We start from the raw sequence: 24156 nt of genomic DNA on the forward strand, positions 1-24156 counted from the left end.
TATCTTATTTAATATACTATTCAACATAAAGTTTTATTCTCCTGCTACATACATTTATTATTGCGCAATTATTCCGAGTCTTGAACTTCTCCAAGTATATAATCACCCATACATTCTGTGAATTTCGTCATATGAAATTCACCTGCTATATTTTTAGAGGCTCTTCCTACAACCTTTACATAGTTGTCAGTGTAGCCTTCATATTCATCTTCATTATTTTTAAATTTTTGCTCGTATAGTACATTCATGCATTTGCCACGGAAAGTATTTATATGTTTTTCTTCTAGCATATTATTAAGTGTAATAAGCTTGTTACTTCGCTCTTCTTTTATATTTCCATCAATCTGCTCTTTTATCTGTGCAGCTTTGGTGCCTTTTCTTGGGCTGTACTTAAAAATATGCATTTTTGATAGCTCTAATTCTTTTAAGAAATCATAGGTTTCATTAAATTCTTCCTTGGTTTCTCCAGGAAAACCTACAATTATGTCCGTAGTTATAGAAACACCCACTATATTTCGCCTTAAATTTTCTACTACGGTTTTATACTCCTGCGCTGTATACAGCCTATTCATTCTCTTAAGTGTCTGGTCACATCCGCTTTGAAGTGATAGATGAAAATGAGGACATAGCTTCTTAAATGACATTATTTTATCGATAACACCCTCTGTAAAGAAGGTTGGATCTATTGAACCTATTCTTATCCGTTCTATTCCTGGAACCTTATCCACTGCCTCTAGAATCCGAACTAAATTCCATCCGCCTTCTAAATCCAAGCCAAAGGATGCTATATGTATACCAGATAAAAGAATTTCTTTAAAGCCATTTTGGGCCAATTCATTAACTTCCGATATAATTTTTTCAGGTGACTTGCTACATACTGCGCCCCTTGCATAAGGTATTAAGCAATAAGAACAAAATCTATTGCAGCCATCTTGAATTTTCACAAAAGCTCTGGTTCTATCCTGATATTCACTAATATTTAAATCCTCAAATACCTTATTTTTTAGAACATCGCTAACCTGCACTACCTGTTTTGACTCCTCGCGAGCTCTATTTACCCAATAAACAATATCACCTTTATTTCGGCTACCTAAAACTACATCAACGCCTTCAATGCTTGCTACTTCCTCTGGTGCTATCTGTGCATAACAGCCCACCACGGCAATAATAGCATTTTCATTTGATCTTCTAGCGCGTCCTATCATCTGTCTTGATTTTTTATCACCCATATTAGTCACAGTACAAGTATTAATAACATATACGTCAGAAAAATCATGAAACTCAGCCACTTCATATCCTTCGCGAAGAAATTTTTCTACCATTGCTTCTGACTCGTACTGATTTACCCTGCATCCTAAAGTAGCGAAAGCAACTTTCATTCTATAATTCCCCCCAAATCTCCTAGTTCATACATTATCAAACTTAAACAGGTAAAACCTGCTGTCTCAGTTCTAAGTATTCTTGGTCCTAAAGTGATGATGCTAGCTCCTATTTCTTTTAATTTAATGATCTCACACTCTTCGAATCCACCCTCTGGGCCTATGACAATAGCAACTTTACTAATAGATTGTTTTTCTATGGTTTTCATTAATTTCTTTATACCATAGCCCTCTTCATTTTCATAGGGCACCACAACTAAATCCATTTGTTTTAAATTTTCTAATAAGTGATCAAATTCTATAGGCACATTAATTTGAGGTACCAAACTTCTTTTGCTCTGCTTACAAGCTTCAAGTGCTATCCTATTCCATCTATCTACCTTTTTGAATTCCGCAAGCTCAGTTTTAACTACTACTCGCTCTGTAATTATAGGTGTTATTGCCTTAACTCCTAGTTCCGTATTTTTTTGAACTATTAAATCCATTTTTGTTGATTTAGGCATACCCTGAAATAAGTATACTTCAATAGGACTTTCATTATTTATAGAGCTTTTTTCTAATAGATTTATATTTACCGATTTCTTATCTATTAAAGTTATTTCCCCTACATATTCACTACCTTCGCAGTTGTTGATACTTACCTTATCACCAACTTTAAGCCTTAATACCTTATATATATGTTTTACATCTTCGCCCTCAATAATAGCATTATTTTCTACTATATTAGCCTTAGGCACAAAAAATTTATGCATTATTTATTCTCTCCTCAACCTTATAGTTATTTTTCTATAACTTTGCAACTATACAAACCCATTCTCCCTCTATGTTTATCTCTTCAATTTTAAAACCACACTGAGTTAACTTATTTATTACCTCATCTTTTTTACTTAAGATTATTCCTGAGGAAATAAAATATCCACCTTCTACTATAAAGGATTTAACTTGCTCAGTTAAGAACATAATTATATCAGCCATTATATTAGCTATAACTATGGTGGCCTTTCCTTTAACAACTTCCATTAAGTCTCCGTATACTATCTCAATGTTATTTAAATCATTGTAACTAACATTTTGCTTTGCAGAATCTACTGCTACTGGATCCAAATCAACGCCTATGGTTTTCTTTGCCCCAAGTTTAGCCGCAGCGATAGACAATATACCCGACCCTGTTCCTATATCAAAAACAACTGATTGTTCGTCTACGTGCCTCTCAAGTGCTTTTATGCACATTCTAGTAGTCTCATGAGTACCAGTTCCAAATGCCATACCCGGGTCAAGCTCTACAATTATTTCACCAGGCTTTTTATCGTATTTTTCCCAGATAGGTTTTATAACTATTTTTTCTCCTACCTTTATTGGTTTATAATACTGTTTCCAATTATTTTCCCAATCTTGTTCCTTTACCTTCACTTCCGTAACCGTTCCTAAACCCTTATCTAGTCCAAACTCAGGCAATTTATTTACCCCTGTTTTAATTTCTTCCAAGTAGCTTTCAAATTTTTCATCTTCTTTATAGTATCCCTTAACTACAACCCCACTATTTGTGTCTATAATAGTTTCATCAAAATAGTCCCAATCTGTAGTATGATCTCGCCTGTAAATCATATCTAGTGGATCCAAAATAGAAACACCTTTTACACCAGTATTATATAGCATAGCTGACACTGCCTCAACTGCCTCACCGCTTGTTATTATAGTTACTTCAATCCAATCTTTATTCATAATTATTCTCCTTGCTTCTCCCTAAGGGTAGATATCATTTTTTATCCATATAAGTGTATCATTTTTGATATTTTAACACAATATTATAATAAAAAACTCCGTTTTATATAACGAAGTTTTTTATTATTAATTATTTACCTAATATTTTATCCACAAAAGACTTTTTACCATCTTCGCTAAAATCTATAATCTCACCACTAGCTTCCATATAAAGCTTTAAGGCTACCTTTTGCTTGTCATTCAAGGATTTTGGAACATCAACAATGACTTTTACGTATTCATCGCCTCTCCCATGTCCGTTAACTCTAGGTATACCCTTTCCCTTAAGTCTAAACACAGTACCAGATTGTGTACCTGCTGGAACTTTATATTTAACGTCCCCATCCACAGTTGGAACTTTAATTTCAGTTCCTATAGCTGCATATCCAAAACTTATATGAGATTCTATATGAATATCAATCCCATTTCTCTTAAAGGTTTTATGAGGAGTTACTCTGATATTTATATATAAGTCTCCTGATGGGCCACCTTTTTCTCCTGGTTCTCCTTGCCCTCTTAAGGGCATAACATTTCCTGTGTCAACTCCACCTGGAACATTAATTTTAATTTTTCTGTTTTTTCTCTCTTTTCCAGAGCCATGACAAGTTTTACATGGTTCAGAAATTATTTGACCACGCCCTCCGCACTTATCACAAGTGCTCATGCTAGCAAAGCTTCCAAAAGCAGTGTTTCTTTGAACTTTTATCTGCCCATTTCCACCACATTTGTCACAGGTTTTAGCAGAAGTACCAGCTTTAGCACCACTACCACCGCAATCATTACATTTTTCATTTTTGGTAACAGATATCTCTTTTTCAACACCAAAAACAGACTCCTCAAAGCTTAAATTTAAATTGTATTCTAAATCCGCACCTTTTTTGGGCCCATTTTGATTCCTTGAAGAGAAACCTCCTCCAAATATGTCTCCAAATATATCTCCAAAACCACCAAAGCCTGAAAAATCAGAGCCAGCATCAAAGCCTGCTCCAGCATCCGCTGAACCATATTGATCATATCTTGATCTTTTATCTGAATCAGATAAAACTTGGTATGCCTCATTCGCTTCTTTAAATTTGTCTTCTGCTGCTTTATTGTCTGGATTTCTATCTGGATGATATTTTAATGCAGCCTTTTTAAAGGCTTTCTTAATTTCTTCTTCACTAGCACCTCTTTCTATGCCAAGGGTCTCATAATAATCTTTTTTTGCCATGCTGTTTTTACACCACCTAAAATATATATGCTTTTATTATATAAAATATTGATTAAAATAATTCAATGGCATCTCTTCCAATGCCAACGGCATATTTTTTTATGCCGACGGCATGTTTTTTTATGCCGACATTACTAGTATATCGTTTTTCTACACTTATTGATATAATTTATTTAAATAAATTAAGGGAAGGGTAATTACCCCACCCTTATTTAAATGGTTTTATTGTTTATTTATCTTATTTTTTTTCATCTTCTTCTACTTTGAAATCAGCATCTACTACATTGTCATCATGTGGAGCATTTCCGCCCATGTCGCCAGCACCTTGATCTTGTGCTCCTTGTTCTTGCTGTGCTGCCTCTGCTTGGTATATTTTTGTAGTTACAGCATAGAAAGCTTCTGTTAACTCTTCAGTAGATTTCTTTATAGCTTCTGTGTCGTCTCCATCTTTTACTTTTTTAAGTGCTTCTAATTTGCCTTCAATATCTTTTTTATCATCTTCTGAAACTTTTTCTCCAAGATCAGTTAAGCTTTTTTCAGTTTGGTATACTAACTGCTCTGCGTTATTTTTAGCCTCAATTGCTTCTTTTCTTGACTTATCTTCTTCAGCAAATTTCTCTGCCTCTTTTACTGCTGCGTCAATTTCAGAATCACTTAAATTAGTAGAAGCTGTAATTGTTATTTTAGCTTCTTTTCCTGTTCCTTTATCTTTAGCTGATACATTAACTATACCATTAGCATCTATATCAAAAGTAACTTCTATTTGTGGAATTCCTCTTGGTGCTGCTGCTATTCCAGAAAGAGTAACCCTTCCTAATGTTTTATTCCCTGCAGCCATTTGTCTTTCACCTTGAACAATGTGAATTTCAACGGATGTTTGACCATCTGCCGCTGTTGAGAATACTTGACTCTTTTTAGCAGGAATTGTTGTGTTTCTTTCAATTAATGCAGTAGCTATTCCTCCTAGAGTTTCAATTCCTAGTGTTAATGGAGTTACATCAAGAAGTAAAACATCTTTAACTTCTCCAGTTAATACTCCGGCTTGAATTGCTGCACCAAGGGCCACACATTCATCAGGATTTACTCCCTTTGAAGGCTCTTTTCCAGTAAAGTTTTTAACTGCATCTACAACTGCTGGTGTTCTTGTTGAACCACCTACAAGCACAACTTTATCTATTTCACTAAGTGATAAACCTGCGTCTGCAAGAGCTTTTTTCATTGGCTCTATTGTAGCGTCAACTAAATCGTGAGTTAATTCATTAAATTTAGCTCTAGTTAAATTCATCTCTATATGCTTTGGACCTGTTGCATCTGCAGTAATGAATGGTAGGTTAATTGTTGTTTGCGTTGATGATGATAATTCGATTTTAGCTTTTTCAGCAGCTTCTTTTAATCTTTGAAGTGCCATTTTATCATTTCTTAAATCTATTCCATTATCAGATTTAAAAGTATCAGCTATGTGATTTACAACCCTTTGGTCAAAGTCATCTCCACCAAGCTTAGTATTACCATTAGTTGATTTAACTTCGAATAGTCCATCACCAAGTTCTAATATAGATACGTCAAATGTACCGCCGCCTAAATCATATACTAATATTTTTTGGTTAACATCCATCTTATCTAAACCATAAGCTAGAGCTGCTGCTGTTGGCTCGTTTATTATTCTCTTAACTTCAAGTCCAGCTATTTTTCCTGCATCTTTTGTTGCTTGTCTTTGGCTATCATTGAAATATGCTGGTACAGTTATTACCGCTTCTGTAACTGATTCCCCTAAATAAGCTTCAGCATCAGCTTTAATTTTTTGTAGTATATAAGCTGAAATTTCTTGTGGTGTATGTGATTTTCCATCAATATTTATTTTATGATCTGTACCCATTTCTCTTTTAATTGACATTATTGTTCTATCTGGGTTTGTAATTGCTTGCCTTTTAGCTACTTGGCCTACTAATCTTTCTCCATTAGCTTGGAATGAAACTACAGATGGTGTAGTTCTTGCACCTTCTGAGTTAGAAATTACTACGGGTTCTCCACCCTCCATAACTGCTACACATGAATTTGTTGTACCTAAATCTATTCCTATAATTTTTCCCATTATTATTTCCTCCTTGTATTCCTTTTAGTTTATATCATTATTATTTTAAGGTTTTATATTTTTTTATAATATAAATCTTTAATTTGCAACTTTAACCATACTATGTCTTAATACCTTATTTGCTCTTTTATACCCCTTTTGGTATACTTCAACTATTTCATTTGCTCCATACTGTTCATCTTCCACATGCATCACTGCATTGTGAAGATTTGGGTCAAACTCTCCTTCTGGGGCTAGTTCTTCCACTCCTAATTTATTAAAAGCATCATTGAATTGTCTTACCGTCATTTCTACACCAGTTCTTAGATCATCACCGCTTCCTTCAACAGAAAGTGCTCTTTCTAAATTATCTAGTACTGGTAGAACTTCTTTTAAAACATCGGCGCAAGCATCAGTGTATATGCCTTCCTTCTCTTTCACTGTCCTTTTTCTAAAATTTTCATATTCAGCCATTGTTCTTAAAAATTTATCTTTAATAGCAATAACCTCATTCTCTAATTTTTCGTTTTCTTCTTGTAGTTTTTTCATTTTTTTATTCATATCTTTCTCTTTTTCACTTTCTAAAAGTTCTATAAACTCTTCTTCTACTATTTCAGCTTCCTCTGGAGTTCCTTCTATATTACCCTCAGTTTCTTCAAGTTCAGTTTCATCAGCTGAGCTTGAATCTTCAAAGTCCATTGGTATTTTTTCTTCTTTTAAAATCTTTTCATTTTTACTATTATTTGTATGCACTCAACTATTCCTCCATTTCAGGCTCAAAGTAAATCTTTTTATTAAAATTTTATCTATGATCATCATAAATTTGAGCTATATTGTCATTTAATTCTTTAACTATTTCTGTTAACACGGATATAACTTTCCCATAGGGTATTCTTGTTGGTCCTATAACACCAATAGAACCCAGCGGTGTACCTGAGGCGCTATAAACCGCAGTTATAATACTGCATTCCCTAGCACATTCGACAAAATTTTCACCACCAATTTTGATTGTAATGTTACCTGTAATGTCTTTTGCATTTAGTAAACTATTTATACTTTCTTTATTATCTACTAAAATTAAAAACTCCCGAGCCTTATCAATATTGTTATATTCTGAGTAGTTAAATATATTTGTAGCACCCTGAATATATATTTCTGAAGTTTCCACTCCGGACAAACTATCATATAAGGCTGGAATAATACCGTCAAAAATTTCTTCATAAGAAGCTAAATTATTTTTTAAATTATTTATTACTTCTAAATTTATTTGTTCAATTGTAAGCTTCCCTAATCTAAAATTAAGTATATGGGTGAGTTTTTCTATGGTAGCACTATTAATGGGTTTACTAATCTTAATAACATTGTTTCTGATTATGCCACTATCGGTAATAATTACAAACAGGACACTTCCAGCATCTAGATTCATTAGCTGAATATACTTTATACAACTCTTTTGAACAGAGGGTGCCTTAACTATAGATGTAAGATTTGTAAGATGAGACAGCACTAGTGTTGCTTGTTTAACAATTTTATCAACCTCATATAGCGCAACATTAATAAGGTGATGTTTAATTATATATTGTTCCTCAGTTGATAATTCTGTGATTTGCATAAGTCTATCAACATATAATCTATAACCCTTATCTGATGGTTTTCTACCTGAGGAGGTATGGAGTTGTTCTATATATCCCATCTCTTCCAGGTCTGACATTTCATTTCTTATAGTAGCTGAACTAATACCTAAATCATACTTTTTAGCTATGGTTCTGGACCCTACAGGCTCACCATTGTTTATATAATCTGTAACTATAGCCTGAAGTATTTTAATCTTTCTTTCATCCATTTCCATAATATCACCTCTTTTATTAGCACTCACTACCATTGAGTGCTAACGAGTATGTATTAAAAGTATCATTTACTATGGTATTTGTCAATAACCCTCATTTTTCAATATAGCCATTTTATACTCATTGAGCCAGTTTATATTTATCATGCTCTATTTTTCTTTAATTTTCTAGTCAACTTCATAAAAGTTGAAGTGACCTATTTCATGTGGTCTTATAATTTTTTTCTTTTATTTATACCCTACTCTATAAAATGATTAGTAAATATATTGAGGTTTATGGTAGAAGAAACTCTGCCATAATTATATTAGATACTTCAATGCCTTCATGTGTTAAAAAAATATTATCATCATTTTCCACCATGAGTCCACAACTTGTATATTTACTTATTACTACCTCATAAACACTATGTATATCAATTTTAAATCTTTTTTGGAATTGACTTTTGCTAATGCCTATGGTCTTTCTAAGGCCCATGAACATAAACTCTTCCATGTCGTCTTTAGTTGAATTTTTCACTTTTTCTACTATTGCACTACCATGGACATTTATTTTCTCCATATATGCTTCTACATTTTCTTCATTTCTATACCTAAACCCATCAATATATGAATGAGAAGCAGACCCACAACCAATATACTCCTCCATTTCCCAATATACTAAATTGTGTCTACAAGCCATTTTGTCTTTTGCAAAATTTGAAATTTCATATTGTAAATATCCTTTTTCTCTTAAATATACTATTGTTTCATGGTACATAGCTCGATCTATTTCCTCATCTGGAAGCTTTAATGTCCCCCCCTCAAATCTTTTAAAAAAAGGTGTTCCTTCTTCTACTATTAAACTATAGCAAGATAAATGTTCTGGATTAAGTTCAGTGACGTTTTTCAATGTCTCTTGCCACTGCTCAAAAGTTTGACATGGCAGCCCAAACATTAAATCTACATTTATGTTATTAAACCCTAACTTCCTAGCCATTTCAAAACTTTGTTTGAAATCTTCTATAGTATGAATTCTCCCAAGGCTTTTTAGAAGCGAATCTTGAAAGGCTTGAAGTCCAATACTAAGTCTATTTACTCCCATTTTTTTAAAAAGCTCTAATATTTCCGTTGTAAAGGTTCCTGGATTTCCTTCTACTGTAAATTCTAAATCCCCGCGGGTATCTAATGCATCAATACTTTCTTTTATTATTCTCCAGCCCTCCAAAGATAAATAGGTGGGAGTTCCCCCACCTATAAAAATAGTTTTTATTTTTTTATTTTTTATACTATTAATTTCTTTGGCTAAGGCTACGGCATAATGTAGCATATGTTCCTCAATACCTGCAAAAGACGGAAAATCACAATATAAACACTTTTGCTTGCAAAAGGGAATATGTATATACAACGCAACTTCTTTCATATCTCATCCTCACTTTAAATATTAATATGCTTCAATCTTAATATTATATAAGCATTAATATTAAGATTAATCTACCTTAAGTATAGCCATAAATGCTTCTTGTGGAACTTCTACACTTCCAACTTGTCTCATTCTCTTTTTACCTTCTTTTTGTTTTTCTAATAATTTTCTTTTTCTTGAAATATCTCCGCCATAACATTTAGCTAAAACATCTTTTCTCATTGCTTTTACAGTTTCTCTTGCAATTATCTTTGCGTTTATAGCTGCTTGTATTGGAATTTCAAACATTTGCCTTGGTATGTGTTCTTTTAGTTTTTCACACATAACTCTTCCTCTATGAGAAGCTGTCTCCTCAGGAACAATCATAGAAAGAGCATCAACTTTCTCTCCTTTAAGCAAAATATCCAATTTTACAAGATTCGCTTTGATATATCCCTTTAATTCATAGTCAAAAGATGCATAGCCTTTTGTTCTTGATTTTAAGGCATCAAAAAAGTCATATACTATTTCATTAAGTGGCAATTCATAATTTACTACTACTCTAGTAGTTTCTATATAATTCATATCAATGTATACGCCTCTTTTTTGTTGGCATAACTCCATAACTGTTCCTAGATATTCTGATGGTGTTATGATAGAAGCTTTAACTATTGGCTCTTCCATATAATTAATTTCTGTAGGCTCTGGAAGATTTGTAGGGTTTGTTATTTCTATTAATTCTCCATTAGTTTTCATTACCTTATATATAACTGAAGGAGCGGTGGTAATAATATCTAAATTAAATTCTCTTTCTACTCGTTCTTGCACTATTTCCATATGCAGAAGCCCTAAGAATCCACATCTAAATCCAAAACCTAATGCAATAGAGGTTTCTGGTTCAAAACCTAAGGCTGCATCATTTAGCTGAAGTTTTTCTAGTGCTTCTTTTAATTCTCCATATCTGGCACCATCTACAGGATAAATACCACTAAACACCATAGGTATCGCTGGTCTGTATCCCTTAAGCGGTTCCTCAGCTGGTCTTGCAGCCTCTGTTACTGTATCCCCAACTCGTGCATCCCTAACATTTTTTATAGATGCAGTTATATATCCAACATCCCCAGCACTTAGCTCAGGTACGGGAAGATAATTTGGCACAAAAACTCCAACTTCTACTACATCATATATCTTATTTGTATTCATTAGCTTAATCTTTGTTCCTTGTCTAACTTTACCATCTCTAACTCTTATATAGCATACAACACCCTTATAGCTGTCATAGGAAGAATCAAAAATCAATGCTTTAAGTGGAGCTTCCGCGTCACCACTAGGTGGTGAAATCTTATTTACTACAGTTTCTAAAACATCCTCTATATTAAGTCCAGTCTTAGCTGAAATTAAAGGAGCGTCCTGAGCTTCAATTCCAATTACGTCCTCAATTTCCTTAATAACATCTTGTGGTCTTGCACTAGGAAGGTCTATTTTATTAATAACTGGTGCAATATCAAGGTTATTATCTAAAGCTAGATAGCAGTTTGCCAGGGTCTGAGCTTGAATTCCTTGAGACGCATCAACAACAAGCACTGCTCCTTCACACGCCGCTAAACTCCTTGAAACCTCATAGTTAAAATCTACATGTCCTGGAGTATCTATCAGATTAAATATGTATTCTTCTCCATTATCCCTTTTATAAATTAACCGAGCTGGTTGAGATTTTATAGTAATACCTCTTTCTCTTTCTAGGTCCATAGTATCAAGTACCTGTTCTTCCATCTCTCTTTTAGTTAGTGTACCTGTCTTTTCGAGTAGCCTATCCGCAAGTGTAGACTTGCCGTGATCTATATGTGCAACTATGGAAAAATTTCTTATGTATTTTTGTCTATCACTCTGCATTAATTTTTACCCCCGTTATTGTATATGAATTAATTATTATCTTTAGCATAACCTAACTATACTTTATATTCCACTTTTTATTATTGTTATGTGCCACAAAATATATTAGTTTTTACAAAACAACTTAAATTATATCATAAATGTCTAGAGCTTTGTCAACACAAAGTACTATTGCAAAGCAATTTATTTAGTTAAAGAGCTTAATATTCGTATTATTTTGAAAAAATCCCATTATATATCTCATCATATACTTCATTATATTTTTCTTTCATCTTATCAATAATTTTATTGTTCACATAAAATATATAGTTTACAGTCTCTATTTTTAGATCAATGGGTTTTAAAGTTAAATCTATTGTGAACTTTGACTTTTTTCTCAAATCTTTTGCCTTAGTAATATTAATTTCTGTGAATCCATATATAAATATAAAAAAGCAAAGCAACATAATAAGAATGTATTTAGTTCTACCTTTTTTTCGCATAAAAAGTGCCTCCTAGAGTTATCACAGATAGATAATAATTGCTAACTATTATCTTCACCTTAGTAAGGATGCACTTTTTAAAATATATTATTCACTTTTTCCATTTATTTGCTCTGCAATTATTCTAGCTAAATACTTACCAGTATTTTTTACCTCTTCAATAGTATTACTATTTGAACCTACTTCAATTAACACAGCATTATCACTTCTATTCTGATTATAGAAACCCATACCGTATTCATAAGTATATATTTCCCTGGGGTCTAAAAGACCCGTAAATAGTTTATTTGATATCCCTATCATGGAATCTATTAATTTCTTTTGTTTGGCATACTTAGGGTTTTTCTCTGTCACTACAAACATAAATTTAGCAACATTTTCCCCGTTTAATTTGGTAGTTACTGCCTTTATACTATCTCTATGTAAATCTATAATTAATTTAAAGTCTCCATATTCCTTTAAATATTTATCTAAAGTAGCTCCAGATTTTTTATAGGCCCCGTAATAATCTCCTTTATCATTCACAGTCTTATCATGTATGACTGCAATTCCATAATTTTTTTCTAGTTCCTCTTCTATTACATCTCCTACAGCCGTTACATTTATTGTTACATCCGAACTACTGCTAACTTTGGATGTATCTTTGTCTGAGGCTAGATAAGCTTCCGAGGTATGAGAATGATATATTAGCACTTCAGGCTTAGCATTATTTAAAGTTTTTTTCAATTTAGGATCATAAAGGTTTGCAATCACATTAGGTTTTTGAGTTGCAACTTCATTCTTACTTATTTGTTTATCTCCTAAATTAAAAGGGTTAAGAATAAATGTTTTTAATTTGTTCACTTCATTGCTATCCTTTTTTACATTTACATCCCCACTAATTTCATTTTCATTCAAATATGCAATTTCTTTTGTTATTATTGATATAGGATTAGAAATGTCTATTCCTAAAAATGATAGTGCTTGTAATTTTAAGCTAGTTTCATTTTTAATAGACTGATCTTGAGTGCTTACGGACTTAATTACAGATAATGTATTATTAACAGCCTTAACATAAAAGTAATTTATATAATTCCCTTCACTGTAGGCCTTAGTACTTTTAGGTAAAATGATCCCAAATAAAAAAATAATTAGTAATGTGAAAATACTAAAAGCAATTCTCACATTACTATCTTTTTTAATAGTGTATTTTGAAAAGTTCATTTTCATCCCCCCTGTTTTTACAATAATATGAGGGAATATAGAAATTTATTACTAGTTTAGGAACTTATTTATATCCTCAAGGTTCAGTGCTGGTTGCAAGGCTATATTAAGGCCGCTTGCAATGATTTTAGAAAGAGAATTTATAACCATATCAATTTCCTTTGGTGTAACTACAAGGTTACCAACATATGGATTTAATATCTCAGTTATCATCTTTTGTTTTTCCTGCTTATCGATGGATTTGAGCATATTGTAAAATTCTCCCCCTGCATTTGCAGTTCTAATCATCTCGTCAAGTACTAAATCAATGGTATCATTTGCTAGTGTTGCTGCATCCACTACTGTCGGAACCCCAATAGCAATAACAGGTACTCCCAGTGTTGCCTCGTTTATTTGCATCCTCCGATTTCCTATTCCTGCTCCAGGCGAAATCCCAGAAGTCCCTATTTGTATAGTTCTATTCACCCTATCCATTTTCCTAGAAGCTAATGCATCAATGCAAATTACTAAATTGGGTTTAATTTTTTCAACAATGCCTCTGATAATTTCACCAGTTTCCATACCAGTTATTCCTAGTACTCCAGGTGATATAGCACACACCGGCCTTATACCTTCATCTATGGAGTCCGGTACTAATTGTTTTAAATGCCTAGTCACCATTATTTTTGAAACAACTTTTGGCCCTATAGCATCTGGAGTTACATTCCAATTACCAAGTCCAACCACTAGAGCTGTCATACTATCTTCTAATTTTATTAAGGGCTTAAGTACCTTTCCCATTACAACACTTACCCTGTCCATAGCCTCACCATCATAGTGAACAAATTCTGGGATATCAATAGTTATATATGTACCTTTTGGTTTTCCCATCATTTTTTCTCCAACATCGCTTACTATTTTTACATTAGTAATTTTAATATCACCATCATTATACTCATCTACATCAACACCCGGCATCTCGCCATTACTGTCTGCACTGTATATCTCTTTAGCTTCCACTGCTAAGTCTGTTCTTATACTTATCATAATTTCACCTCAACTAATTTTTTAATATTAGCTTTTCCTAATAGTGTTTTCCTATTCTTATAAAAATATTTATTTTATTTAACATTTCTATAAAATTTAACATTATATTAAAATTTCTATATATAGGATAAATTTCACTTGAAGTGCTTTAATTTTAATGCTATAATATCAGTTGTCTATTGTCTAATTAATAGACTCGTATGCAGTTTTCCCCAAAACTGCTGATACGGATTAAATACAAAGGGGGGTGAAAATTAAATGGCAAATATCAAGTCAGCAAAAAAGAGAATTAAAGTTACTGAAGTTAAGACATTAAGAAATACAATGATTAAATCTGCTTTAAAAACTAAGATAAAGAAATTCGAAACAGCTGTCGTTACTGGCAATGTTGAAGAAGCTAAGGTTACATATGCAAACGTGGTTAAAGCTTTAGATATGGCTGTAACAAAGGGAATACTTCACATCAATAAAGCAGCAAGAAGAAAGTCAAGACTCGCAGCGAAGTTAAACAATTTAAGTTTAACTGCATAATAAATAACCGGTGATGTCCACCGGTTTTTATTTTTTTTGCTACATAACAGTCTTTATCATAAAGACTTCAATATTTATTTTATTATCAGTGGAAGTGCTTTTCAGTGTTTTTTCCGTATCAACACATAGTTCAATATTTCGCTTTAGAGCTTTTAAAGTAAACTTCATGCTCTGCGATATCATTTTTTCACATATATAAGGATGAAGCTTTAATTCATTAGCTAAAATTTCTTTTGATTTTCCGCTCTCAATACCTAATTTAATATTAAATAAAAGATTGAATTGTCGTCCCATCATAAATAATATGAGTGGAATCTTCTCTCCCTTATATATAAGTTCATTTAAAATATCCAGAGCCCTCTTAATGTTTTTCTGAGACAAGTAATCTACCAAATTAAAAATATCATTTTCACTCTTTTGAGGCATCATATCAAAAATATCATCTTTTGTAATATCTCTTCCCTCAGCATAAGAAATTAATTTTTCTATTTCATTAATTACAATATCCATATTATTGTCTACCTGATTACAAAATAGTGTAAGCTCCGCTTTTCCTATTTTACTACCTGCAGCTTCAAATAAATCCCTACATTTTTTTTGAAGAACTTCACCTCTTAATTTATCAACTTTTATAACACAGGCTTTTTTTTCTAATTTTTTAATTTTATTACTTGGCTTCTCTCTGTCACTTGAAAACACATAATATACAATTAGAACGCAATGAGGAGAGGGATTGCTTAAATATTCATTTAATAATTGGAAGTTCTCACCTTTCAAGTCCCCAGAACTTTTATTTGTGCCGCTATCATCTAAAAATGATGCTCTATATACCACCACTACTTTTTTATCGCTCATAAATGGCATTGTTTCACAAGCCTCAATAATTGTCTCAAAATCAGCTTTGTTACCATCAAATTTTGAATAATTTAAATCCACGAAATCACTTTTTAACACCTTATCAGTTATAAATTTAACATGGTGTTTTATTAATTTTTCATCTGATCCGCAAAATACATAACAATTATCTATTTCATTTTTCTTTAACTTTTTTTCTAAATCTGCAAAATTAATCAAAATATTTCCTCCAACTTCTATAAAAATTTAAAAAATTAATAATTTCAAAGCTTTATTTCCTATAATTATATATTTATTTATTATTGTACCTGTGGGTGTATAGGTTTCATCCACTTTCAGTTTTATAATGTTTTTATATACTGCAATTTCACTACCAGTATTATTAAATACCAGTTTATCATTAAAAGCCTCCAAATTAGGTTCTATATTTGATTTTTCTAAAAAGCATACCTGTGCTTCTAATTTATTACCGTGACTAATTAACCTAATATTACACCTGGCTGAAAGGTTCATAATTGAATCTCCACGGTAACCCCGAAAAACATTTTCTTTTTTTATAGGCACTTTTAAATCTTTAATATTGAAGTTACCTGTAGTCACTGCAATTGTATCATTTCTATATTGTACTAAAACTATATCATTGTTATTTACATTTATATAGCTAATCTCTGGAAAAACTTTATAATTTTGATATGCAAAAGCAAAAACAACACATAGGGGAAGGTACTTAAATTGCTTATATCCACTTTTAATTCCAAGATAACATAGATATAGCCCAAATACAACTAAACTTTCTATATAAGAAAAGTAAATTATTTCTGGTAACATTATGCCTAGGATTTTTTGAATGAATTCTATAATTGTTAAAATTGTATACAACCCGTAATTTATTAAATTAAGCAGTTCATGAAAACCACTAAGAACCAGTCCTATATTCCCTAAAACAACTACTAGGGTATAAAAAGGTAATAACAAGAAGTTGCTAAAAAGAAATCCTAGACTAAAAGTTTTCAGTGCAAAGACTGCGTAGGGCAATGAAAATATTTGAGAACTGATACTTAAACTAAAAGATTCGTTTAAACTGGCAGGCAGTTTATAGAGTACCTTTTTTATTTTCTTATTAAACATTATAATTCCAAGAACGCAAAGAAAGGAAAGCATAAAACCTATATCAAGAATAGAAAAGGGTCTAATTAACAATAATATAATTGCAGCTAGGCTAATAGATGAAAGACTATCGTATTTTTTATAAACTCTACTTGATATTTTCAGTATAAAAATCATTATAAAAGCTCTTATAGTAGGAGCTTGCCCTCCTGTAAATATCATATATGCAAAAGAAAATAAGAGAGCAATTTTATAACCAATAATAATTTCTAAGGTTTTATATACTATTGACATATGTAGTCCCGATACGCTTATAACATGACTAATGCCTAATTTTTTAAAGTCTTCCTTTTGAGTTTTTTCAATAAAGCTAGCATCTCCAAAGCATACACCCATAACTAGTGCAGTTTTTTCACTTCCGAGTACAAGATAAAATTTTTGGTATAAGTTTTCTCTAAAACTTTCAATCTTTGATATTAAGTCCTCATTACATATTTTATAATCTTTAACTGTATAGGTTCCAACTATACCTCTTTCATAAACCGGTACTTTTTTAAAATTGCCACTTATCCAAACATTTCTTCCCTCAGTTAATTTAAAAATATTGCCCTCCAAAATAATTTTCTTGTTATTAACTTTTGCATAGCAATAATAATTACTTTTGTCTGAAATTCTCACTTTAAGCTTTTGCGCCTTTGGTAAGTTAATATTAAAATAAGAATAATAATTTATAACCCCAATAATAAAAAAACAAGCTACCAGATAAAAAAATTTCTTCTCCATAGTAAAATGCATAACAGCCAAAAAAGATGCAGCTATAACTGCACCTAAAATAGGACTATTAATTAAAATTAAAAAAGTAAAGCATCCCATAAAAATTGACACTGCATAATACACTAAGGGTCTAACCATAATAAATTATCCTACTTAAAAATTTATTTATTAAAAAGAACATATTAATTTGTTCCATCCTTTTCTATTTCTATTATAATTTCAACATTGTGGATATTAGGAATGGCATGAATGTGTTTTACATGAGGTATTCCAGTTTTATTTCTTATTTTAAAATAGTTATAAGTAATTTCCTGCGCCGCACTTTCTGATAAACTATTATAATTAATAAAATAATCACTTTCTGGTATATCTAAAAAAATTGTGTTACTTCCTATTACCTTTGTTTCAAATATATTTTCAAGCATTTTCACACACACCTCCACAATTTTATTTTATCCAATAAATATTCATATTAATCAGGGTATTTTTACTTGTTTTTCATTTTTCGAGCACCCTTAGAAACTTTTTGACACCCTTGTTATATTTATCATATTAACTAATAACATTAACAAGGCACATGAAAATAAATATACACTGTAATACTAAATTAATAAGTAACAAACTATGTGAAATTTTATTTTTTGAAAAATGCTTTTCATATATTAGTGTTAAAGCGAATAGGTTTTGGTATAAAATAAAAATAACAAAGCCAATATGTTCTGTGCTACCAATAGCAACTTCACCTATCAAACCCGAAATTATAAAATATATTATGCTAGTTATAAAGGAATTCCTTATAGAAACTCTTTTTACATGCTTATAATTAATAATTTTCATAACCTTATCACTATTCCTATTTTGCAATAGAATTGACACCCCAGAGCAAGGTATAATTATAAAGTTCAAATATAAGAGATCAATAAGTGTAAACGGCATTTTCTCCCTAGTAATTAAGCTCACTAATATTATAAGAATTTCACTGAGCCCTACTGAACTAATAAATAGACCTAATTCACTTATATAGTTAATAATCTTTTTACTATGGTGAACTAAATTTATTATTTCACTGAAATCATTTTCTTGTAAAAATAAGCTTGATAGTTTTCGCACTACTGTGCTACATTCACTTCCTGTGGAAATTGAAATACGGGAATTATTAAGGTATTCCAAATCGGTTAGTCTATCCCCTACTGAAGCTATAGAATGCCCTTTATGATTTAAGGAATTCACAATTTCACTTTTATGTTTAGAAGAAATTTTAGAGAAAATGCTAACAGCCTCAATGTTTTTTTCAAATTCTTCTTTGTCCATATAATCTATTTCTATACCTGATAAAATTTCTTCTGTTTTGTGGGTAAGTCTTATTTGTTTTCCAAAAGCTAAACAAGCAAGCTTATTATCTTCTTCATCTATAATAAGCCTAATGTTTGCGTCCTCGCATTTCTCTATTGCAGCATAGGAATTATTTTTTATAGGATTCTCAAAGCCCATTAGACCTACAAAAACTAAATTACTTTCAATATTTTCATCAATGCTAGGTTCATAATTGAAATTTCTATATCCGAAAGCTATAACATTATACGCACTATTAGACATGCCTATATGAACACTTATAATAGTTTTAAGATCAGTTTCTTTAATTTCTTTTTCTACCCCATTAATTAAAATATGGGTACATTTATTTAATATGCTATCAAGACTCCCCGATACATTTGCTCTATACCTGTCCTCAATCTTATTTACAACAGTTTTTATCAACCTGTCAGAATCGTAGGGTATCTTAAAGATTCTTTTTTGCTCCATTTCTAACTTACTTTTTTCCGGGAATTTTTCATTAAAAAATTCAAGAATTGCATATTCTGCTAAGTTCTCAATAGAATTATCATTTCCCATATAGGCCTTTCCCTCAATACAAGTTTTAGCATCATTACAAAGCAATGCTATACTGGTTATTCTCTCCATAGTATCTTCCATAGCAATACCTTGTTTTTGCACATCAATAAGCATATTGTCACAGTACACTTGTTTAAAAATAAATATATTCTCAGAAATACACCCAATCTTCTTTGTAAATATTGTAGTAATGTTTGCAAGAAAGTATATAGCAGAAATATTCTTTATGAATATATTCTTCTTCTTAAATCCATTAAATATAATATTAAAAAATAAAAATAATATTATAATATAAATTGGCGAATAAAATGTCATAAAAACATATATAAGAGTATTTATAATATCATAGACTAAAAATTTATTATATAGGGTAAAAAGCAAGGTAATTGCACCCGCTACAATAGTAACTTTCGCTGCATTATTTGCAATTTTATTTAAGCTTTTAGTAAAAACCCTATTATCCTTTTTATATTCCAATAATGCACTTGCAATTTTACCAATTTGCGTGTTCATTCCTGTAGCAATAACTATACCTAGTCCAAATCCCCCAGTAACAATAGAAGATTTAAATACCATATTCTTTATTTGAGAAAGATTTATTACCCCTCCCTCTATTTTCATAGAGTACTTTTCCACTTCATATTTTTCACCGGTTACAGCAACTTCCTTTACCTTAAGATCTTCACATTCTGTTATTCTAATATCAGCTGGTACATAGCTACCATTTTCTAAAAAAACCATATCTCCAACTACTATTTCTTCACAAGCTATTTTACATCTCTTTCCATTTCGTAATACATATGAAAAAGCTGTATTTAAATTATCAATTGCCATTAAGCTTTTTTCTTCACTATAGTCTCCATTAATTAAATATACAACACTAATTATCATGATTAAAATTACAATGCATGCTATAATAGGTAACTTGTTATAAAATAACATAGCTATAAAAATGAATGATACAACCATCCATAATTGTCTTATTTCTTCAATAATCAAAGTTAAAAGGCTTTCAATTTCAGGCTTTAATATAAGGTTTTCGCCATGTTTTTCCCTCATATATACAATCTTATTTTCAGTTAGACCCAAATCAATGTCTGAATCTAAAATTTTCACTACCTTCGTCATTGTTTTTCCATACCATTGTTTCATATTACCCAACCTATCCTTTAGCATTTTTTATACAATATAATCTTCGTTGAATAAATAGGAGACTTTAGCATAAATAGCTAAAGTCTCACAATTTTAAAGTACAATATAGCAATTGTCTTACCTTATCAATTGGTTATTTTTAGATTGTCCCATTTCCATTTCTCCATCAGCGTATATGTACATTCCGAGGCCGTCTCTTTCATCATTTTGCCACTGACCTATATATTTATCTCCCTGAGACCAAGTATGGATTCCCTCGCCATGTCTAAGTCCATCTTTCCAGTCACCTACATAAGTATCTCCATCTGGCCAGCTGCAAATGCCCTGACCACATTTTTCACCATTCTCCCAATCCCCTGTATATTTTTCACCATCTGGCCAGGTATAAATTCCACTTCCATGTTTTTCATCATTATTCCACTGGCCTACATATTTTTCTCCACATGCCCATGTAAGAGTTCCCTCACCATGCATTTTATTATTCTTCCAAAGACCTACATATTTACTTCCATCCGTATAAATAAAAGTCCCTTGGCCATTTTTTACACCATTTTTTCTTTCACCCTCATAGGTTCCTCCGTGAGTATGTTCCTTTTGTGGAATTATCACATTATCTAACTTAACATTATGCATTGTTATTTTATTCATATTAGCTTTACTTAATTTTATATTTCTCATATGGTAATCGCTCCTTTTCCCTTGGCATACTTCACTTGTTATTTTATTTGCCATATATATATAATACTATATCATGCTTTCTTGAAAATTATACAATATTTTTTCGCAAAATAAAAACCTGTAGGAATTAATTCCTACAGGTAATTTTTATTAGATAATATTATCTTTGAAATCCTCTATTGTTTTGTTGTTTTTTAGCTCTTCTACAATCAGGACATCTTTGTGGTTCATTTTCGAATCCTTTTTCTTTGTAAAATTCCTGTTCACCCTCAGTGAATACGAATTCTTGTGAACAATCTTTGCATATTATAGTTTTATCTGCCATTTAAACATTTCTCCTTTTTAATTATATTAAGATTTAAGAGCTGATTTACTTTATATGCCTAAAAAGGTAATGTTTAAATCATATTAAATCTCGGTGTTGTTGATTTTGCAATCTCAACTCATTTAGAATAACATATATATTAGTGGTTTGCAATACTTTTCTTTAAAATACTTGAAAAAAATACTAACTATTCATTATTTACTAACTCTAGCTAAAGCTAAATTAATGGTTTCTTTAACAAGATCAATGGCTTGTAGTTTGCTATGTCCCTTATGTTTTATTTCTTCTTCTTCTTTTCTTGCTATTGCCTTAAATGGATATTCTTTTTCATTATTTTCAATAACTTCTATTACATAGCCTCTGTATTCTTCCATATTCCACCTCTTATTATTTATTTAAAATGTTGTTCTTAATCATATATTTCGCATATATTATTTAAAACTAAACAATAATTCAACTTAAAACTTCAAACATTTTAGCATAATTTATTATCCATAAATTTTCCTATTATATCCTCCTTTTCTAAATTCATTATAACACATTTTAAATAATTTGAATATTCTTTTATTAAAATTAACTTTTGCTAATCTTCTTCTTTTCTATGTTTCTTTTTTACTACTTTTAGCCTAAAAAAATCTTCTCTTTCTTTCTCTTCTAAAACTTCTGTAACAAACTTTACTATTTCCTCAAATTTAGGAATCTGTATATTTTGAAGTGCATTGGCTCTCTTTTGGGTTTTCTTTACTTCCATTGCTAATCTGTATACGGCATTTTCTACTTCTGCAAGCTCGTAAGTTAAATATTTTACATTATTAAATTCTTTCATGGCCTCATCAATGGATGCATTACTTCTGTAAAATCCATATCTTGGTTCTATTTCTTTTCTCTCGAAAGTAATTTTTGGTACTTCTACTCCCATTACACTTTTAAATAAAATTTCATAATCTTTAGCTTCTTCTACTGACATGGCTATGTCTTGTATATTTTTTATACCTGAATTTATGTTTGCAGATTCCAATGCCTTATATGCCTTTGAAAAAGTCATATTAACTTGATTTTGAAGTTCATGCGCCTTAGAAACATAAGACATCATTTCTCTTATTAATACATTTCTTTTTTTATCTAGTAGTTCAAAACCTTTTTCAGAAAAATCTAAGGAACTTTTAGCAGCCATTAAAGTAGATTTTGTTGGTGCAAAGGTTTCCATATTATTTCACCACTGCTTTATAATACTTTTCTAAAATTTTAGGTGAAACCCTATCCAGCTCACTACTCGGCAATATACCAAGAATCTCCCAAGCTAAATCTAAAGTTTCTGTCATATCCCTATTTTCATCAAAGTCTTGTTTCAAAAATTTTTCTTCAAAAGCTCTACCAAATTCCATATATATCTTATCTGTTTCCGAAAGCTCATCTTCTCCTATAACTTGTGCAAGTGCTATTACATCTTGCACCCTAGAGTATGCTGCAAATATTTGATTTGACGCGTCTCCATGATCTTCACGAGTAAAACCTTCTCCAATACCATCTTTCATAAGTCTAGAAAGGGAGGATAAAATGTTTACTGGCGGATATATATCTCTTTGTTGAATTCCTCTACCTAAAACAATTTGTCCTTCCGTTATGAACCCGGTAAGGTCTGGTACTGGATGCGTTATATCATCGTTTGGCATAGTGAGTATTGGTATTTGTGTTATACTTCCCTTTTTCCCTTTCATCATACCAGCTCTTTCATATAGGGACGCTAAGTCAGAATATAAATATCCTGGATAGCCCTTTCTACTAGGAACTTCTTCTTTTAAGGAAGATAGCTCTCTTAGTGCTTCACAATAGTTAGTCATATCTGTAAGTATTACAAGTACATGCATATCTTCTTCAAAAGCTAAGTATTCTGCAACAGTCAAAGCACATCTTGGAGCTATTATTCTCTCAACTATGGGATCATCTGCTAAATTTGTAAACATAACCACCTTTTCTAAGACTCCTGCTTCTTCAAAGCTTTTCTTAAAATAATTAGCGTCATCATACTTTATGCCCATAGCTCCAAATACTATACAAAAATTTTCATCTTCCTCGCTAGAAACTTTTGCTTGCCTTACGATTTGTGCAGCTAGCTCGTTATGAGCCATACCATTCCCAGAAAATATAGGAAGCTTTTGCCCCCTTATTAAAGTAGCAAGGCAGTCTATGGAGGATATTCCTGTTTGTATATAGTCTCTAGGGTATCTTCTAGCCACAGGGTTCATTGGCCTTCCATTTACGTCATATTTTTGTGAAGAATAAACTTCTCCCCCATTATCTCTTGGATCACCTATGCCGTTAAATTCTCTCCCTAATATATCCTTTGTAATAGCTATTTTAAAGGATTCCCCTTTAAAATGCACTGATGTATTTTCTACTGACATTCCAGTTGTTGTTTCAAAAACTTGTACTATAGCCTTATCTTTATAGATTTGAACAACCTTCCCCTTTTTTTTATATTTTTCATCCACCAATATTTCAACGATTTCATCATAGGCTACATTTTCTACATTAGAAAGTATAATTAAAGGTCCTTGCACTTTATTTAACATTAAGTATTCTTTTTTCATA

General features: G+C 31.3%; 22 protein-coding genes. 1 reads left to right on the plus strand and 21 read right to left on the minus strand.

Translation table 11 applies throughout. The features are described from left to right. Positions 1–68: 68 nt before the first annotated feature. From mtaB to gpr, 12 genes are all read right to left on the minus strand, one after another. Complete coding sequence (gene mtaB, locus G9F72_RS17730) at positions 69–1379, minus strand: tRNA (N(6)-L-threonylcarbamoyladenosine(37)-C(2))-methylthiotransferase MtaB (RefSeq protein ID WP_164955952.1); 1311 nt, start codon at positions 1377–1379, stop codon at positions 69–71. After that, positions 1376–2131 (minus strand): 16S rRNA (uracil(1498)-N(3))-methyltransferase, encoded by a 756-nt coding sequence (locus G9F72_RS17735; protein WP_164955953.1) that lies wholly within the window; start codon positions 2129–2131, stop codon positions 1376–1378. The genes mtaB and G9F72_RS17735 overlap by 4 nt, the downstream gene beginning before the upstream one ends. Positions 2132–2165: 34 nt before the next feature. Then, positions 2166–3101: a 50S ribosomal protein L11 methyltransferase gene (prmA, locus tag G9F72_RS17740; RefSeq protein WP_164955954.1), complete on the minus strand. Its 936-nt coding sequence runs from the start codon at positions 3099–3101 to the stop codon at positions 2166–2168. Between the two features lie 130 nt (positions 3102–3231). Beyond that, complete coding sequence (gene dnaJ / locus G9F72_RS17745) at positions 3232–4350, minus strand: molecular chaperone DnaJ (RefSeq protein ID WP_164955955.1); 1119 nt, start codon at positions 4348–4350, stop codon at positions 3232–3234. A gap of 238 nt (positions 4351–4588) precedes the next feature. After that, positions 4589–6442, minus strand: coding sequence for a molecular chaperone DnaK (dnaK, locus tag G9F72_RS17750; RefSeq protein ID WP_164955956.1), 1854 nt, complete (start codon positions 6440–6442; stop codon positions 4589–4591). A gap of 78 nt (positions 6443–6520) precedes the next feature. Beyond that, complete coding sequence (grpE, locus tag G9F72_RS17755) at positions 6521–7174, minus strand: nucleotide exchange factor GrpE (RefSeq protein ID WP_224676158.1); 654 nt, start codon at positions 7172–7174, stop codon at positions 6521–6523. Positions 7175–7223: 49 nt separating this feature from the next. Beyond that, positions 7224–8270, minus strand: a complete 1047-nt coding sequence (gene hrcA, locus G9F72_RS17760; protein WP_164955957.1) for a heat-inducible transcriptional repressor HrcA — start codon at positions 8268–8270, stop codon at positions 7224–7226. 271 nt (positions 8271–8541) lie between these two features. Further along, the gene (gene hemW, locus G9F72_RS17765) at positions 8542–9666 is read right to left on the minus strand and encodes a radical SAM family heme chaperone HemW (RefSeq protein WP_164955958.1); all 1125 of its coding nucleotides are present in this window, start codon (positions 9664–9666) and stop codon (positions 8542–8544) included. Between the two features lie 66 nt (positions 9667–9732). Next, on the minus strand, positions 9733–11538 hold the full coding sequence (gene lepA / locus G9F72_RS17770; RefSeq protein ID WP_164955959.1) for a translation elongation factor 4: 1806 nt from the start codon (positions 11536–11538) through the stop codon (positions 9733–9735). 212 nt (positions 11539–11750) lie between these two features. Further along, entirely contained in the window at positions 11751–12020 is a 270-nt protein-coding gene (locus tag G9F72_RS17775; protein WP_164955960.1) for a hypothetical protein, read from the minus strand. An 87-nt stretch (positions 12021–12107) separates the two neighbouring features. Next, positions 12108–13223, minus strand: a complete 1116-nt coding sequence (locus G9F72_RS17780; protein ID WP_164955961.1) for a stage II sporulation protein P — start codon at positions 13221–13223, stop codon at positions 12108–12110. 51 nt (positions 13224–13274) lie between these two features. Beyond that, a complete protein-coding gene (gpr, locus tag G9F72_RS17785) occupies positions 13275–14249 on the minus strand; it encodes a GPR endopeptidase (protein ID WP_164955962.1) in 975 nt (324 codons plus the stop codon). Positions 14250–14507: 258 nt separating this feature from the next. Between gpr and rpsT the strand changes: the two genes are divergently transcribed. After that, entirely contained in the window at positions 14508–14780 is a 273-nt protein-coding gene (rpsT, locus tag G9F72_RS17790; RefSeq protein ID WP_164955963.1) for a 30S ribosomal protein S20, read from the plus strand. 39 nt (positions 14781–14819) lie between these two features. Here rpsT and holA read toward each other — a convergent pair whose 3' ends face one another. The 9 genes from holA to G9F72_RS17835 form a co-directional block, all read right to left on the minus strand. Continuing rightward, on the minus strand, positions 14820–15854 hold the full coding sequence (holA, locus tag G9F72_RS17795) for a DNA polymerase III subunit delta (protein WP_164955964.1): 1035 nt from the start codon (positions 15852–15854) through the stop codon (positions 14820–14822). 27 nt (positions 15855–15881) lie between these two features. Then, positions 15882–17654: a ComEC/Rec2 family competence protein gene (locus tag G9F72_RS17800; RefSeq protein WP_164955965.1), complete on the minus strand. Its 1773-nt coding sequence runs from the start codon at positions 17652–17654 to the stop codon at positions 15882–15884. Positions 17655–17698: 44 nt separating this feature from the next. Continuing rightward, positions 17699–17947, minus strand: coding sequence for a hypothetical protein (locus tag G9F72_RS17805; RefSeq protein WP_164955966.1), 249 nt, complete (start codon positions 17945–17947; stop codon positions 17699–17701). A 121-nt stretch (positions 17948–18068) separates the two neighbouring features. Beyond that, positions 18069–20561 (minus strand): cation-transporting P-type ATPase, encoded by a 2493-nt coding sequence (locus G9F72_RS17810; RefSeq protein ID WP_164955967.1) that lies wholly within the window; start codon positions 20559–20561, stop codon positions 18069–18071. Positions 20562–20678: 117 nt separating this feature from the next. Continuing rightward, positions 20679–21209, minus strand: coding sequence for a phosphatidylinositol kinase (locus tag G9F72_RS17815; RefSeq protein WP_411955964.1), 531 nt, complete (start codon positions 21207–21209; stop codon positions 20679–20681). 190 nt (positions 21210–21399) lie between these two features. Then, on the minus strand, positions 21400–21564 hold the full coding sequence (locus G9F72_RS17820) for a zinc-ribbon domain-containing protein (protein ID WP_124998203.1): 165 nt from the start codon (positions 21562–21564) through the stop codon (positions 21400–21402). 194 nt (positions 21565–21758) lie between these two features. Beyond that, positions 21759–21938, minus strand: coding sequence for a hypothetical protein (locus G9F72_RS17825; RefSeq protein ID WP_164955969.1), 180 nt, complete (start codon positions 21936–21938; stop codon positions 21759–21761). Positions 21939–22147: 209 nt separating this feature from the next. Continuing rightward, positions 22148–22771, minus strand: a complete 624-nt coding sequence (locus G9F72_RS17830) for a V-type ATP synthase subunit D (protein WP_164955970.1) — start codon at positions 22769–22771, stop codon at positions 22148–22150. A 1-nt stretch (position 22772) separates the two neighbouring features. Then, complete coding sequence (locus G9F72_RS17835; protein WP_164955971.1) at positions 22773–24155, minus strand: V-type ATP synthase subunit B; 1383 nt, start codon at positions 24153–24155, stop codon at positions 22773–22775. Position 24156: the final 1 nt, after the last annotated feature.

Source organism: Clostridium estertheticum (assembly GCF_011065935.2).
In the GTDB taxonomy this organism is placed as follows: Bacteria; Bacillota; Clostridia; order Clostridiales; family Clostridiaceae; genus Clostridium_AD; species Clostridium_AD estertheticum_A.

What these genes read in the sequence shown, in the direction of transcription:
- G9F72_RS17810 (WP_164955967.1), bottom strand. Translation starts at nt 20,561, where the DNA reads ATGAAACAATGGTATGGAAAAACAATGACGAAGGTAGTGAAAATTTTA.
- prmA (WP_164955954.1), bottom strand. Translation starts at nt 3,101, where the DNA reads ATGAATAAAGATTGGATTGAAGTAACTATAATAACAAGCGGTGAGGCA.
- hemW (WP_164955958.1), bottom strand. Translation starts at nt 9,666, where the DNA reads ATGAAAGAAGTTGCGTTGTATATACATATTCCCTTTTGCAAGCAAAAG.
- hrcA (WP_164955957.1), bottom strand. Translation starts at nt 8,270, where the DNA reads ATGGAAATGGATGAAAGAAAGATTAAAATACTTCAGGCTATAGTTACA.
- G9F72_RS17825 (WP_164955969.1), bottom strand. Translation starts at nt 21,938, where the DNA reads ATGGAAGAATACAGAGGCTATGTAATAGAAGTTATTGAAAATAATGAA.
- G9F72_RS17775 (WP_164955960.1), bottom strand. Translation starts at nt 12,020, where the DNA reads ATGCGAAAAAAAGGTAGAACTAAATACATTCTTATTATGTTGCTTTGC.
- G9F72_RS17820 (WP_124998203.1), bottom strand. Translation starts at nt 21,564, where the DNA reads ATGGCAGATAAAACTATAATATGCAAAGATTGTTCACAAGAATTCGTA.
- dnaK (WP_164955956.1), bottom strand. Translation starts at nt 6,442, where the DNA reads ATGGGAAAAATTATAGGAATAGATTTAGGTACAACAAATTCATGTGTA.
- G9F72_RS17780 (WP_164955961.1), bottom strand. Translation starts at nt 13,223, where the DNA reads ATGAACTTTTCAAAATACACTATTAAAAAAGATAGTAATGTGAGAATT.
- rpsT (WP_164955963.1), top strand. Translation starts at nt 14,508, where the DNA reads ATGGCAAATATCAAGTCAGCAAAAAAGAGAATTAAAGTTACTGAAGTT.
- G9F72_RS17830 (WP_164955970.1), bottom strand. Translation starts at nt 22,771, where the DNA reads ATGGAAACCTTTGCACCAACAAAATCTACTTTAATGGCTGCTAAAAGT.
- mtaB (WP_164955952.1), bottom strand. Translation starts at nt 1,379, where the DNA reads ATGAAAGTTGCTTTCGCTACTTTAGGATGCAGGGTAAATCAGTACGAG.
- G9F72_RS17735 (WP_164955953.1), bottom strand. Translation starts at nt 2,131, where the DNA reads ATGCATAAATTTTTTGTGCCTAAGGCTAATATAGTAGAAAATAATGCT.
- lepA (WP_164955959.1), bottom strand. Translation starts at nt 11,538, where the DNA reads ATGCAGAGTGATAGACAAAAATACATAAGAAATTTTTCCATAGTTGCA.
- gpr (WP_164955962.1), bottom strand. Translation starts at nt 14,249, where the DNA reads ATGATAAGTATAAGAACAGACTTAGCAGTGGAAGCTAAAGAGATATAC.
- G9F72_RS17835 (WP_164955971.1), bottom strand. Translation starts at nt 24,155, where the DNA reads ATGAAAAAAGAATACTTAATGTTAAATAAAGTGCAAGGACCTTTAATT.
- G9F72_RS17800 (WP_164955965.1), bottom strand. Translation starts at nt 17,654, where the DNA reads ATGGTTAGACCCTTAGTGTATTATGCAGTGTCAATTTTTATGGGATGC.
- G9F72_RS17815 (WP_411955964.1), bottom strand. Translation starts at nt 21,209, where the DNA reads ATGAATAAAATAACAATGCATAATGTTAAGTTAGATAATGTGATAATT.
- dnaJ (WP_164955955.1), bottom strand. Translation starts at nt 4,350, where the DNA reads ATGGCAAAAAAAGATTATTATGAGACCCTTGGCATAGAAAGAGGTGCT.